Annotated in this window: 14 protein-coding genes and 2 pseudogenes; 1 reads left to right on the forward strand and 15 read right to left on the reverse strand. The window is 58.3% G+C overall.

The window, feature by feature from the left end:
- Positions 1–40: 40 nt before the first annotated feature.
- From OH491_RS24930 to OH491_RS28335, 9 genes and pseudogenes are all read right to left on the reverse strand, one after another.
- The gene (locus OH491_RS24930) at positions 41–1108 is read right to left on the reverse strand and encodes a hypothetical protein (protein ID WP_145928487.1); all 1068 of its coding nucleotides are present in this window, start codon (positions 1106–1108) and stop codon (positions 41–43) included.
- A 96-nt stretch (positions 1109–1204) separates the two neighbouring features.
- A complete protein-coding gene (locus tag OH491_RS24935; protein ID WP_068768527.1) occupies positions 1205–2218 on the reverse strand; it encodes a DNA cytosine methyltransferase in 1014 nt (337 codons plus the stop codon).
- Positions 2219–2275: 57 nt separating this feature from the next.
- Positions 2276–2542, reverse strand: a complete 267-nt coding sequence (locus OH491_RS24940; protein ID WP_068768526.1) for a hypothetical protein — start codon at positions 2540–2542, stop codon at positions 2276–2278.
- A gap of 42 nt (positions 2543–2584) precedes the next feature.
- Positions 2585–3337, reverse strand: coding sequence for a hypothetical protein (locus OH491_RS24945; protein WP_068768525.1), 753 nt, complete (start codon positions 3335–3337; stop codon positions 2585–2587).
- Between the two features lie 198 nt (positions 3338–3535).
- Complete coding sequence (locus OH491_RS24950; RefSeq protein ID WP_145928486.1) at positions 3536–4477, reverse strand: hypothetical protein; 942 nt, start codon at positions 4475–4477, stop codon at positions 3536–3538.
- Positions 4478–5067: 590 nt separating this feature from the next.
- Positions 5068–6192: a DNA polymerase III subunit beta gene (gene dnaN, locus OH491_RS24955; protein ID WP_068768523.1), complete on the reverse strand. Its 1125-nt coding sequence runs from the start codon at positions 6190–6192 to the stop codon at positions 5068–5070.
- Positions 6193–6271: 79 nt separating this feature from the next.
- Positions 6272–6469, reverse strand: coding sequence for a hypothetical protein (locus OH491_RS24960; protein WP_145928485.1), 198 nt, complete (start codon positions 6467–6469; stop codon positions 6272–6274).
- Between the two features lie 33 nt (positions 6470–6502).
- Entirely contained in the window at positions 6503–7876 is a 1374-nt protein-coding gene (locus OH491_RS24965) for a recombinase family protein (protein ID WP_334318977.1), read from the reverse strand.
- A gap of 33 nt (positions 7877–7909) precedes the next feature.
- A pseudogene (locus OH491_RS28335) lies at positions 7910–8260 on the reverse strand (recombinase family protein); the annotation flags it as partial.
- Between the two features lie 510 nt (positions 8261–8770).
- Here OH491_RS28335 and OH491_RS24975 point away from each other — a divergent pair.
- The gene (locus OH491_RS24975) at positions 8771–9115 is read left to right on the forward strand and encodes a hypothetical protein (protein ID WP_068768520.1); all 345 of its coding nucleotides are present in this window, start codon (positions 8771–8773) and stop codon (positions 9113–9115) included.
- A 16-nt stretch (positions 9116–9131) separates the two neighbouring features.
- Here the strand turns inward: OH491_RS24975 and OH491_RS24980 are convergent, their stop codons facing one another.
- The 6 genes and pseudogenes from OH491_RS24980 to OH491_RS25000 form a co-directional block, all read right to left on the reverse strand.
- Positions 9132–10505, reverse strand: a complete 1374-nt coding sequence (locus OH491_RS24980; protein ID WP_334318975.1) for a recombinase family protein — start codon at positions 10503–10505, stop codon at positions 9132–9134.
- 33 nt (positions 10506–10538) lie between these two features.
- Positions 10539–10814: pseudogene (locus OH491_RS28340) on the reverse strand (recombinase family protein); the annotation flags it as partial.
- Positions 10766–11518: a sulfite exporter TauE/SafE family protein gene (locus OH491_RS24985; protein WP_068768518.1), complete on the reverse strand. Its 753-nt coding sequence runs from the start codon at positions 11516–11518 to the stop codon at positions 10766–10768. The pseudogene OH491_RS28340 and the gene OH491_RS24985, both read right to left, overlap by 49 nt.
- Positions 11519–11707: 189 nt before the next feature.
- Positions 11708–12115 carry a hypothetical protein gene (locus OH491_RS24990; protein WP_068768517.1) on the reverse strand — a complete coding sequence of 136 codons (408 nt, stop codon included), beginning with the start codon at positions 12113–12115 and terminating at the stop codon, positions 11708–11710.
- 102 nt (positions 12116–12217) lie between these two features.
- The gene (locus OH491_RS24995; RefSeq protein WP_068768516.1) at positions 12218–13618 is read right to left on the reverse strand and encodes a class I adenylate-forming enzyme family protein; all 1401 of its coding nucleotides are present in this window, start codon (positions 13616–13618) and stop codon (positions 12218–12220) included.
- Between the two features lie 164 nt (positions 13619–13782).
- On the reverse strand, positions 13783–14139 hold the full coding sequence (locus tag OH491_RS25000; protein ID WP_068768515.1) for a hypothetical protein: 357 nt from the start codon (positions 14137–14139) through the stop codon (positions 13783–13785).
- Positions 14140–14148: the final 9 nt, after the last annotated feature.

A 14148-nucleotide genomic window follows, 5' to 3' on the forward strand; every position in this document is an offset into this window, starting at 1 on the left:
GCGGCGAGTTCGACCCGGGCAGTTGCGCCAATGCTCCTGATCATTGGACCAATGTCTCAAGTTCCGCGGCATCTTTTCCGGGCAGGTAGGCACCGGGGCTGCCGGGCCACCACTCGTCGCCGAATTTCGCCTTGCCGTATTCACACAGCAGGGTGACGAGCCGCTTTGACTTGCGTAGAGCCTCCGATTTGGACAGCAGCGATTGAGCGCGGTTGATAATCTCGACTGGCGTCGCCCCAGCAGAAGCCTCCACATCGAATTCGACGGTCGCGGCGACCTTGATCTCGAACACGCCATGCTCCATCATCCCGTTCGGGTCTCCCTCCTCGCCGTCAACCAAGGAGACATCCGCTTCGATCTCGGTGGGAAGGGAGAAGATCGCGTCACGCTTTTTGCCGTCGGCAAAGCTGAGATTGACTTCGGTGTTGTCGATGTCGCCCCGGGCCTTCTCAAGGGATTCACGGGCGTATCGCTGTGCGGCTTCGGTGTCGTATGCCTCGATGCCATCGGCGACGAGCACAACATTCGCCGAGACTCGAAACAGCGCCATCACCCCCTTCGGGGGTTCGGCATCACGCAGTGCCTTTCGAACGACGCGGAGAGCATCCGTCGCCCATCCGCCGGCCTCGGTCGTTTCGGTCTCCTGCTCGTGAGCCTCAGCGAGGATTTCGAGGGCATTCTCGGCTTCGCGCAGCGCATTGAGCATCGTTGACGAAGCGAGCAGGAAGCGGACATTCGACGTGTCCTGCGGCTGCCCATGCGAGACCAGGGTGAACTCGCCCGCGTCGAATCCGTCTCGATAGCCATCGGCAAAACGGACGGAGAGCATCTCCGGCCCGTTCTCGTCTATGGCCTCAATATCCACGATGACGCCAGTCTGATCGTTATATTTGAGGCAGATTTCGTCGTGATGGTCCTGTGGAATTTTGACGCGCACAGTGTCTCCGATCCCGAAAGGCTTTACTGAAGGTTCACTTGTCGGCGCAGCGCCGATGCCGGGAGGTGCCTTGACCCTGGCGAAATATACGCTGTTGCCGCGAAGGGTGATGGAGTTCCCGTCGTCAACAAGGCGGGCCGTCTCCGGCGATTGGGGATTCATCGAATTCATGAAGGGAAGATAGTTTTGAGAGTTGTGGCTTGGTTGGAGCGATTGATCGAAGGAGATAACGCCGAGCGGTTGTCCGAGCTGGCGCAGAGATACGCATCACCCCGCGAACAATTCGAGTTGGCCGGCGGGAACGCCGGCCAACTCGCCGTTCAGGAACCGGGCGATGCACTCGCCAAGACAGATGAAGGGCGGGGCGACGACGCCCTGCCCGTAGAGTTCATATTGGGTTGTTTTGGGCAGACCGGCGAACAGATCGCGTTTGAACCCGTGGAGGCGCGCGATCTCGCGGGGGCGCAGCATCCGGTAGCTCTTTTTTGTCCGAACGTAGACTGCCGTGTGCTGGCGTTTGGCATACGATTTCGGCACAACCCCGATGCTCAAGTCTTCTGGCCCGACGATCGTGCGCGCGAAGCCAGCGCCCTCGGCCTTTTTGCGGGCGCAATACTTGTCCGCAGCCGCAACCTGCTTGGGCGTGGCACTCTCGGCGTCGTCTTCTGGCCCTTCCGGATCAAGGTAGTCGGCCAACGTGCTGGCGAACGCCTTCGCCTCGTAAATCCATGAGAACCGCCCGACACGCGAGGCCACGAGAATCCACCGCTTGCGCTGGCTGGGCGTGGCGAATTCCTTCAATGGATTCACGACGCGCTCGTCGAACGTGTAGCCGGAGGCGGTGAGGGCGTCGCGCAATAGTCGCGCCGAGAGCGTGCCCCGGTAGGTGTCGGTATTCTCCAAAACGACGATCTCCGGCTTGTGCAGCCGGATGTAGTGGATCGTCGGCAGGAAAAGGTAGCCCACGTCGGGATGCTCCTCGGCGTACGAAAGGCCGTTCTTGCTCAAGCCGGCCTTGCTGGCACCGGTGCAGGGGATGCCGGCGGCGAAAAGACGAACGGATGCGCGCGGTGTGGAAAGCTCCGCTGGATGCCATTCGCCAGCCGAACCGTTCCATGTTGAAGCCTCGGGGTGCGCCTTCGCAGAAACCGCGAGGTAGCGGGCTTCAAGCTCGATCAAGCCACCAACAGAGACTGCCGCTCCTCCCTGCTTCAGCCCCGTGGCTAGAGCATCAAGAAGAGTGCCGCCGCCCGGAAACATTTCGATGACTTCGATTTTCATACTGTAAAGATAACAAGATGGCCGGGACTGGCGGATCAGGAACGACGGAGGCAAAACTCAATCCGGCTCAACCCATGTATCGGCGACCTCCGCCGTGTCCTTCTGGAATTCAACGCCGAATGAAGCGCGGAAACGCTCTCCGTCTTCACCGTCGCCATAAATCCAGCGCGACCAGTAGACGCCGTCTTCGGTCCAGCTATCGCTGTCGGTGACAGTCGAATCGCCGAAGTCATGGTCCGCGAACTTTTGGTCAGCGGCAATTTTGCGGGCGTCGCGCAGTTCAGCGACGGATGGAACCGGAGATGAGTGCAAGTGATTGCTCATGGTGAGATAAGTTGGAATGCGCTGGTTAAAGATACGGAACGGTCAGCGGACGAATTCTCCCGGATTGGAGGTTTCGCTGTAGCCTGCGGCCCGGAGGAATTGGCCGGCGACGGTCATCATGACTGGATTGCCACGGACTAGGACTCGGCCCGGACGCTGGTTCCCGATCAGTTCGGTCGCGAACACGAGGTTCTGCTCGTCGAGGTCGGCCTCGATGCTCGCCGCCGTCTGCGGCAAATGGAGCGGTCCGGCGGTGCGAAGCGCCATCCGACCGCTCGGGGTGATCAGCACGTCGCCTGCAATCGACCACTGCTCCGTCACCATGCGCGCGACGGAGTGGAACCTCATCAGCGGCGTCACGAATATCTGACCGACCTGAATGCGGACCCGAATTTCAGGCGTGCCGATGAAGTCGCCGAGATCCTGCGCCTCGTAGGACAGGAGGCCAGCACCCCGTCGCGACGAAACGTGGCAGGTACCGAGCAGGGTTTGCTCGATGACGAGACCTCCACCGGGCCGCTGGCGGACCTGAAAGGCCGCGCCTGGCGCAAAGTTGTTTCGGCGAAGGCGATCGAAGCCATTATCTTCGACCCAAAGCCGCCACAGGTTGCGACCGGAGCGTTCTCCAAGCCGGCTGGTGAGTGAATCGTGACGTTTGAAAATCATGGAAAAATCGGATGTGAGTTTTGGATGAAAAAATAAACCGCCCCCAGACTGACGGGAGGCGGTTTCGTATGTTTGTCCGCGTGCAGGCAATTTTTGCTGTTTTAAAAATTTGGCGCGGGTATATGACAAAAATTCCGTCGCAAAATTTCCATGCGGGCCGGAGGCTATTATGTCTGGCTGAATGCTGGATGCGTCGGCCGGCGCTTGTTGAATTCAGGTTGCACAACCTGCGGCAGGTTGGTGATGATTGCCTGCTACGTCCGTAGCTGACAGCCGTATGCGGTAATCACGGACGTCCCCCGTCCATGGCCGAGCACCAAGGGCGCTTTATACTTCGAAATTATTGCCCGGGTAGATCATGGTGTGACGTCCAAGGATGCGCCGGAACAGCCGGAAGTAATCACGCGCGGCCTTTGGAGATTGAATTTCCCCATTATGGGCGCCTGGGATGCCGCACTGAACGGGACTATGGGGTTTCACGCGTTTTATATCGTCTGCCTCGACATAAAAACGGAGGGAAAGCTCGTATTTCCAGAACTCGACCGTAATCGCCCAGCGTTCGTTCGGGTGGAAGAGCCTGCAAAGAGTGCCCTTGTAGAAATTACCTCTAGCCACATGTATCTCCTTGAGCCAGTAAAGCAGCCGATAGAGAGCCTTTGCGGATTCGGAGACCCGGCAGCCTCCCACCTCGACAAACTTTGTTTTTTTGATATGAGGAGCGCGTCGGTGGAAAAATTTACGGAAGCACTCTTCGAGTTCGGGCGTATCAAACGCGCCTCCGACGCCATCATCCATTTCGCCTGCGGCGAAAGCGCGCAAAAAATATTCGGCGTCTTCAATCGTCACTTTGTTATGGGATTTTGACCCTTCGATAAAGCCATGAAACGGTTTGATGATTTTCCATCCTTTTGGGAGAGGCCGCATGATTGGCGGCAGGTAGTGGGGATAGGCGGCGAGCTGCCGTCCGCGTTCTGTCCCTTTGTCCACCTCCGCCTGTTCTCTGACGCTTATGGAGGACAGTCGAACCTGCCGTTGTTCTGGCATTGCTTCCCACCATGTGTATCCTTTGGGGGCATTGAGTTCCGCTTTGGTGAAGTTGTCTTCGCCGAAGGTCCGGCTTCGCACTCTTCGCATTTTGATGCCATTTACAGTACCTCTTTCTGGATTGGCCTTCCATCCCTGCGCCTTGATGTCGTGTTCGAAGGCGCGAATGAGTTCGGCGAGGGTGTGTGCTGGCTGCCAGGAGGCAAAACGGAATCGCCCCAGCATTCTTCGAATCTTAAAGTGCTTATCGCAGGTCTGATGCCAGACAGGTTCAGTGGTTTCGAGGAAACAGTAGGGTGGAGTAGTCTTTCGACGCATAAGTGAAGATGGAGGGCGTGTTGGTGTTTTGCAGGGGAATTGAGCGCTGCATCAGTGCGATCGTATCAGCATTTTCTAATCAATTATTGTTGAATCTCTATGGGCCTGGATATTTATTAGGGATTATATCAAATATTTAAGGGCAGTTTGAAAAATTCACCACGGAGCACGGAGGCCAGAAATAGAAAGCTTTAATAAAAATTTAACCTATCTGTCTGTCATTAAGTAACAAAACACTATTATCCGGCTTGGGACTCCGTATTCTCCGTGCTCCGTGGTTAAAAAGCAATTTTTCAAATTTTCCTTAATGTGGGAAATGTTCAGAAATGCACGACCCCGGGGCAAGTCCCGAGGTATCACAGAAAGGGACTTTGCCGATGTCAGCGGGCAACAGCCATCCCCGCAGCAAGCTGCGAAGAATCAACTCGTCCGGATAAAATGTCCGGACAAAATGTGCGCTTGTTACCGTGGAAGTAGGTTGTGCAGGCTTGAATATTTCATGTGATCCTTACCGGCATCACGACGCAGATGAAGCTTTCCAGCGTCTTGAACACGCCAGGGCTCACCGCATCCTTCACCTCGAAAAAGATCTCGTCCTTCGAAAGCGCGCGCAGCGGATCGAGGAGAAATTGCGGGTTAAAACCGACTTGAAGCTCCGGACCACTGTAGGCGATGGCCATCGATTCGTGCGCCTCGCCGAAATCGGGACTCTGCGCGGTGATTTCGAGCAGGTTGCTGGAAAGCTTGATTTTGACCGAGTTGGATTTCTCGCTGCACACGAGCGCGGCGCGGTGCACGCACTGGGCGAAAAGCTCGCGCTCGAGCTTGATGCGCTGGTGCGTTTCCTTCGGGATGACCTGATTGTAATTCGGGTAGTTGCCTTCGACGATTTTCGAATAGAGGTAAACGCTGTCCACGAAACCGGTGTTGTCCTTGTCCACGTTGATCTGGAAGGCGGCGCGGCGGTCGTCGAAGGCGACCTTGAGTTTCTCGCCCTTGTCGAGCATGCGCAGCAGCTCACCCACAGTCTTGGCGGGGAGGATGATGTTTCCGGCGCTCTCGGCGGGGACTTCCATTTCCTTGCTCATGAGCGCGAGGCGGCGGCCGTCGGTGGCGACAAGCGAGAATTTGCCGTCATTGAAACTGAAATACACGCCGTTGAGGATGAAGCGGGTCTCGTCGGTGGACTGCGCGTAGGCGACGCTCTTGAGCATCGAGATGAACTCGCCTTGCCCGAGCGTGAAGGATTTCTCACCGCCGAATTCCGGCAACCGAGGAAACTCCTCGCGGCCGATGCCCATGATGCGGAAAGTGGAGCCGCCGGAGGTGAGCTTGATCTGGTGTGTGGGCGATGCGTCGAGGGTCACATCGGTGCTGGGCAGTTCCTTGACGATGGTGGCGAGGCGTTTGACCGGCAGCGTGACCGCGCCGGGTTCCTTCACCTCGGCCTTCACCTTGCACCGGATCCCGAGATCGAGGTTCGTGGTGGTGAGGGAAATGGAGTCCTTGTCGGCCTCGATCAGCACATTGCCCAAGACGGGCATGGTGGTTTTGGGGCCGACGACGTTGAGGACTTGGGCAAGCCCGTTGCTGAAGTGATCGCGATTGATTTTGAATTTCATGTGTTGTTGTAGGTTGGTGAAAAAATGTGTGGGAGTGCTCAAAGTGTCTGGTGGCAGGCTTGGCGGGGTCCGTATTTTTCTAGTTGCTGAAGGTGGCAAAGGCGTCGGTTGCCAGTATGTCCAGATCGTTGGTTGCTCTGCGAGACACCAGGGTTAAGGCCAATGACCCTGCACCGAAAATGGTGATGATTTGAAATGGTTTTCCTTGGGGATGCCTTGGATCTAATTCATAAATAGTGATATTTTCTGGTTTCAAATGCTGAACGAAGATTTGCATCTCTATTTTCGAGTATATGCTTATGTTGGTTTCTTACTTTTTAAAGAAAATGTCTGAGCCATGTGTGGCAAGGATGATGGGCGGACGATTTTTGGTGATGATGGCAGGGTGGGTGACCCAAAAAATGAGATCTTGATTGGAAACGGTGAGGAGCCGGATGGCACCGAACATTCGTTCCCCCGGTTTTGGCCGGCGACGGGAAACGCCGGAGAAGTGGGATTCCGCTTCGGTGCGGATGGCGTTGGTCGGGAAACCCGGAATATTCCCGTCGGGGTAAAGGATAATTTTTTTGAGCAGATTGCGGAGTTGGCGGCGGAATTGTTCGCGTGCCTCCGGGGTGAGGTTGTTTTTTGGGAAATCCTCCAGGTTGAATTTTGTAATTTCCAAGGGGACCTTGGTTAGGGTCTCCAGTTGGTTGATTTTGTGAATGGTTTCGCGGTGTCTTTCTGACAGGAGGGCCTGCTGGCTGGTCAAGGCGGCGGCTTGGGCCTTGATTTCATCGTTAAGCGCCCCCAAGTCAGTGAGGAGGATTTTTGCGGCGTGCTGCAGCCGGGCTTTGATGGTTTGTTCCTGTTGAGCGATTTCGCCAAGTTGTCCGCGAAGTTCGAGCAGCCGTGGTTCATCGTCCGGGTTGGAGAGCACCTTTTGCCAGTTGATTTTTTGGATGATCAAAGGCAGGCACTGTTCCAGGTGCATGAGTCGCCAGTGCCAGGTGGTTTTGTTATTATGGCGGAAGGCGAAGCTAGTGGAAAGGTATGCCGGCATTTGTGAGTGGTGGGTCAAATGCATGGGGGCCCCGTCAGGGTCGATGGCCAGTCCGGCGGACAAAGCAAGGCTGGGGCGTCCCGGGTGTTGCCTTGGCTTGCCGTTAAAGTATTGGGCGGCGAGCCAGAGATCGTCGGGGACGATGCGGGGAAAGTAATTTGGAATGGGGCCTCTCGCGGCTATTGGGGCCGAATAGCGACCCTCGCTGAGCTTGTAAGGTTGGAACTCGCCCAATACGGCGCGGGAGTGAAGAATGTTGCTAATATAGACATGGTTCCACCCTCCGTGAGTTTTGCGTCTATTGGAACCCCAAGGGGGGATGTCTTGGTTGTTGATCCAAGTGGCGATGCTCTGGAGTCCGCAGCCTTGTACGCGTTTTTTGAAGATGTCCCTGATCAGGGCGGCGCGTTCCTTGATAACGGTGAATTTTGCGTCTGACCAATCTAGTTTGCCGGCCTGTTGTTTGACGCCGGTAACGGATAACCAAGTCGGGATGGCGCGGGTGATGGGGCGCCGTAATTTGGCGGCGACCTCGCGTTTTCTGGCCCAGGCGTCGGCGCACCAGAAGGATTTGTTTTCGCTTTCCTGCCAGCTGTTGCACATGAGGACCAGGGCTTGGATGAGGGAGGCGATTTCGCGCATGGACGCGGTGTTGTAACGTTTTTGGTCGTGAAGGGTGACGACCTCGATGCCGGCGCGGATGATTTCACGCAGCAGATCGAAGGCATCGAGCGGCTCGCTGCGGGTGAGCCGGTTGAGGCTTTCGACGATCAGGACACTGCCCGGGGAGATGGCGCCGGAACGGATTTGTGTAAGGAAGGCGCCCAGGGCGCCGTGGCTGACATTGCGGAGCTTGCGACCGGATATGCCCAGATCATTGAACCGCTGGTGAATGGGCAGCTTCAGGACATCGCGGGCGTAGTCGTCCGCAGCGGTGATTTGGCGGCGCATGGACACCCCCAGACGCTGCTCCGGGGTGGAGAATCGAAGATAGGAATAGGCTTTGGGACTTTTTTCAGGATGCATGGTGGTTCAGGTGCCGCTGAAGCCCCTATGGAAAGAGCGCCATAAATTTAGATGATTCCATGGAATGACTGGCCGGTGTGAAGGCGAGGGCTCCGGAAGATTCGGCCGGCGACCAGGATGATGGATTCGGGAGAAAAACGGACTTTGGCGCGCTGGGTGAAGCAGGAATTTCTATAACACAGGCAAGGATCACCGCTGTAGAGGCGGATAATAGTCGGGATGATGTCCCCGCGAAGCCGGCGGCTTGGTGAAATTCAGGGAAGTTCATAGAAGCGGGCTATTGGTTGGTGGTGTATGGGTTTTTGTGTGAAGGGCGCGGCAAGCCGGATAACCGGTCATTTGCGCGCGACGGCCCGGCCAAAGGATGGGCCGTCGCGCGATTGAGATTTTCGTTGGCCGCCGGCTCCGGCATGGGGTGCCGCTTTCGTTCCTCGTTGCCTGTTGTTTTTTTACGGCGGGAATTCGGGCGGAGACAATTTTTGTTTTGGCAGAAAATTTCATAAAGGCGGCATGGCATCTCATAAAAAATTGATCCAGCCGGAATCCCCCCTCGCGCGGCGTGATTGTGCGCATTGGTTTATGATGAGGAATGATTCGGAGCATTCCCTAAAAGAGGGGGATGTGGTGGAAGGCTGGCGGGTGATAAATAACACAAGGGCGTGGCTGACGATGGCGCCGGTGGGGGCGGTGATGCTGGAGCAGACGGTGCAAGTTGTCGTGAAGGATTTGGATCAAGTGTTAAAGGCGACCTCCGTACCTGATTTGCCCCAAGTGGAGATATTGGACAGGCACTCAAGAATGGTTTCCCGGAAAACTTCTGGAGTGGTGAAGGCGCAGTGCTGGGTGCCCGGTTGACCGGAGGAGCTTCGTCCTATTTTTTTAAGAATGAGTCTTCGCCATATGTGGCGAGGATGACGGGCACTTGGTTTTTGGTGATGATGGCAGGGTATGTGACCCAAAAAATGAGATCTTGGTTGGAAACGGTGAGGAGTCGGATGGCGCCGAAGATTCGTTCCTCTGGTTTTGGGAGACGACCGGAAGTGCCGGAAGCGTGGGATGCCGCTTTGATGCGGATGGCGTTGGTCGGGAAGCCTGGGATGTTTCCGTCGGGGTAAAGGGTAATTTTTTTGAGCAAATTGCGGAGTTGGCGGCGGAATTGTTCGCGAACCTCCGGGGTGAGGTTGTTTTTTTGGAAATCTTCCAAACTGAATTTTGTGATTTCCAAAGGGGGTTTGGTTGAGACTTCCAGTTGGTTGATTTTGTGGATGGTTTCGCGATGCTTTTCGGACAGGAGGGCCTGCTGGCTGGTCAAGGCGACGGCTTGGGTTTTGATTTCGTCGTTAAGCGCCCCCAAGTCAGTGAGGAGGATTTTTGCGGCGTGCTGCAGCCGGGTTTTGATGGTTTGCTCCTGTTGGGCGATTTCCCCGAGTTGTCCGCGAAGTTTGAGTAACTGTGGTTCGTCGTCCGGATTGGAAAGCGCTTTTTGCCAGTTGATTTTCTGGACGATCAAAAGCAGGCATTGTTCCAAATGCGCGAGTTGCCAGCGCCAAATAGTTTTGTTTTCATGGCGGAAAGAGAAACTGGTGGCGAGGTATCTCTGATTTTTTGAATGATGGCCCAAATACATGGGTGCGCCATCAGGGTCGATGGCCAGTCCGGCGGACAAAGCAAGGCTGGGGCGCCCCGGGTGTTGTTTTGGCTTGCCGTTAAAGTATTGGGCGGCGAGCCAGAGATCGTCGGGGACGATGCGGGGAAAATAATTTGGGATGGGGTCTCCCGCGGCTATTGGGGTCGAGTAGCGCCCCGTGTTGAGTTTGCAGGGCTGGAATTCGCCCAGCACAGTGCGGGTGTGGAGGATTTTGCAGATATAGATATGATTCCAGCGATTGGAATTGTTCTGTTTATTGGTGTTCCAAGAAGGGATGTTTTGTTTGTTGAGCCAAGAGGTGATGCTATGAATACCGCAGCCTTGCGCGCGTTTTTTGTAAATGTCTCTGATCAGGGCGGCGCGTTCCTCAATAACGGTGAATTTTGCGTCTGACCAATCTAGTCTGCCAGCCTGTTGTTTGACGCCGGTAACGGATAACCAAGTCGGGATGGCGCGGGTGATGGGGCGCCGTAATTTGGCGGCAGCCTCGCGTTTTTTGGCCCAGGCGTCGGCACACCAGAAGGATTTGTTTTCGCTTTCCTGCCAGCTGTTGCACATGAGGACCAGGGCTTGGATGAGGGAGGCGATTTCTCGCATGGACGCGGTGTTGTAACGTTTCTGGTCGTGAAGGGTGACGACCTCGATACCGGCGCGGATGATTTCACGCAGCAGATCGAAGGCATCGAGCGGCTCGCTGCGGGTGAGCCGGTTGAGGCTTTCGACGATCAGGACACTGCCCGGGGTGATGGCGCCGGAGCGGATTTGTGTGAGGAAGGCACCCAAGGCACCGTGGCTGACATTGCGGAGCTTGCGACCGGATATGCCCAGATCATTGAACCGTTGGTGAATGGGCAGCTTCAGGACATCGCGGGCGTAGTCGTCCGCAGCGGTGATTTGGCGGCGCATGGACGCCCCCAGACGTTGCTCCGGGGTGGAGAATCGAAGATAAGAATAGGCTTTGGGACTTTTTTCAGGATGCATGGTGGTTCAGGTGCCGCTGAAGCCCCTATGGAAAGAGTGCCATAAATAGTAAATGACACCTTGAACCAGTTCAGCACCATGAAAAACACCGCGTTGGTGCCGACAAACGCCATCTTTGGCAGCCGCATGGTCAGAAAATAAATCGTCGCCAGCGGTCCGGCGGCATTGGCGACCAGGGTGGTGAAGCCGGCCAGCACGCCAAGCATCGGCCCGAACCATGCCGGCGGCGGTGCGGGCTCGCGGCCTTCCCGCTCCGCGCGCGCGGCCTGGCGGCGCCGCCACACATGCAGCGCGGTGAGCGCGACCACGATGCCGCCGGTCATCACGCGCGCCTGGGTATCGTCGATCCGGTCCATGGCAAAAAATCCCGCCACCACGCCCGCCGCCGCCCAGGGGAAGAGTTTCCAGAAAAAACGCCACTGCATGTGCCGCCGGTAAAGCACGACCGCCACCACGTCCGCGAGGATCAACAACGGCAGCACCACGCCGGAAGCGGCTTTCGCGCTGGGAAACACATTCGCGAACAACGCCACGAATAGAATCCCCATGCCGATGAACCCGGTCTTGGAGACGCCGACCAGCACCGCCGCGAAAACCGCGACCGCCCATTGCCACGCATCGAGGGTCATTTGGAATTTTCTGAAGGGAACGCCATAGATTTCAAAGGCGGCGAATCCTCAATCGTCCCATGAATGAGATGGGGGCTCTCGAAATCCGCGCAACGAAGTCCGCGGAGAGGACTCCCTGCCTTTTTGAACCTCCCGAAACAAACGGGGTGGAGAACAGGGAAATGTCTCCGCCCCGAATCAGGGCGGAGATTATTTTTCCAGCAGCTTTTGGCTGAGGAATGAGCCGACGTCTTTCCGATAGGATTCAATCCAGCGAGTGGGCAACCCGCCGCCGCGCGAACTGCCTTTGGCGAAGAGTTTCACTTCCTTGGTGTCGTAACGCACCGTCAAAGTAAGCACGTTCGGACTGCGTTCATAATAGCCGACGATCAGCCCTTGCTCGGATTTCTGGATTTGATATTTACGGTTGATGAAAGCACGGGAGACACAGGCCTTCACATCCGCGATGGCAAGTTTGTCGGGGACGGGGATGATGCCGACGGGCGTGCCGTCGCTTGCGGCTTCGTCGGCTGCCGGCAATGCGGGAACGCAGAAAACTGCGAACAACAGGGCGGCGAGAATAGTGAAACGGGACGAGGTATTGAATGCGATATTCATGGGCGTGATATGGATACAGATCCAATAAAGTCGAGGTGCAGCGTGGCGGCAAGTGCGGTTTTGCGGCACAGGACGTTTATGGAATACGACGGCAGAGGACGGTTAGCGTGGCGTTGCAGCCAACAGTGCCGTCAGCCGCCGCCGGTCGGTTTTGCCGCGGGCGGTGACGGGAAAATCTTTCAGCACGAGGATTCGGGCGGGGATTTTCCAGGCGGCGAGGCGCGGGCCGAGCGCGGCGCGAAGGGTGGCGGGGCGGGGCTCGGGAGCGCGGGCATTCCTGCCCGCGGCATCGCGGACAGGAATGTCCGCGCTCCCGTGGATTTCGACCGCGGCGGCGAGCGCGTCGGGGCGCGATGGGTGCTCGGCGACGAAGGCGTCGGTCACGCCGGGAAGCGCGCGGAGGGCGTTTTCAACCTCGGCGAGATTCACGCGCCGGCCGGCGATCTTGGCGAAACGTCCGGCGCGGCCGAGGAGGATGAGTTCGCCGCGCGCGTTGGTTTCGGCGCGGTCGGGCGGCGAGCAGACCCCGCGTCCATGGACGGCGGCGCCGGCGACGGCGAAGCGCCCGTCACGCCGCCAGCGGAGCGTGACGCCGTTGACAGGCGTGCCGACATTGCCGGCGGTGAGCGCGGCGCGGCCGGTGCGGTCGTAGGCGATGCCGCCGGTCTCGCTGGTGCCGTAGAAGGCGTGGATGCCGCGCGAAAATTTTTGCGCGAAGGCGGCGGCGATTTCGGGCGCGAGCGGCGCCCCGGCGGAGATGATGGCGCGCAGGCCGGCGAGGGCCGCGGGCGCAATGTCGGTTTGCGCCAGCGCGCGCAGCAGGGTGGGGACGGCGGGAAAAATCGTGGGCCGCCAGCGTTCGCAATCGGCGGCGAGCGCGCGGGGCAGCGGACTGGCGGCGCAGAGGGCCGGGGTGCCCTGCGCGAGAAGCGGCATGACGAGGTTGCCGAGGCCGTAGGAGTGGCCGAGCGGGATGACGGCGAGGTTGAGATCGGCGGGACGGATGTCCATCGCGGCGGCGAGCTGGCGTCCGTCGGCGAGCATTTGCGCGTGGGTGAAGACGAGTGCCTTGGGCGTGCCGGTGCTGCCGCTGGTGAGTTTGATGAGGCAAAGATCGCGGCGGCGGGCGCGAGGCGGGGGCGGCGAAAGCGGGATGTTTTCCAGCGCGCCCTCGTGCCAGAGCCAGGCGGCGGAACAGGCCGCGGCGGCGGCGCGGAGGGCGGCGGGCGTTTCCCTGGCATCGGCGGGCGCGGGGATGGCCCCGGCTTCGAGCAGGCCGAGGAAAACGTGGAACCAGCGCGCGCCGTTGGGCTCGGCCATGATGACGCGGCGGCGGACCAGCGCCGCGCGGGTTTCGGCGGGCAGGGCGCGGAGCCAGCCGGAGGCGGCCTCGCCGAGCGCCGCGCGGGTCCATGTGCGGCCGTCGGCGCCGTCGATGAGCGCGGTGGCTTCGGGGTGGGCGCGGACAAGCGCGCGCCAGCAGTGGAGGACGGTTTCGCTCATGGGAAAGGCTGCGCGATTGTTTGACGCAGCGTGCGGCGGGCGAGCGAAAAATGGCAGGCGGGCGGGGGAGCATGCCCCGTTCAATCTGTCGCATTCCCAATGCCGGATTGTAACCTAATGGAATTACAATCCGGGTGCCGGATGCTTTGACTGCGCGGCTGCCCTCATGGTTGCGGGGCGCGGAGTTCGAGCGGCTGCCGGGGCGCCGGGGGATCTTTTGGCGGAAGATATTTTTTGCTCAGATACATTCTCAACCCGACGGAGTCCGTCTCGTCGAGCTTGAGAGTGGGTATCTCCTTCAAAATGGAATCAAGCGCCCGTGCCTGCGCCTGATAATACATGTCTTTCCTGGCATAGACATTGCCCCTGATTATGATACCGGCGCCATTGGCCAGGTGTCCGCGCACGACAAAGGCATACCGCGCCATGGGCAGCGACTCGATGTATTCCGTTTCCTGCGCGCCTTCCGGCGGCACGGGCGCGGGGGCCGCACCGCCCCCTGTCTGGGCATGGTTTTCCATCACCCTTCC

Source organism: Termitidicoccus mucosus (assembly GCF_038725785.1).
GTDB lineage: Bacteria > Verrucomicrobiota > Verrucomicrobiia > Opitutales > Opitutaceae > Termitidicoccus > Termitidicoccus mucosus.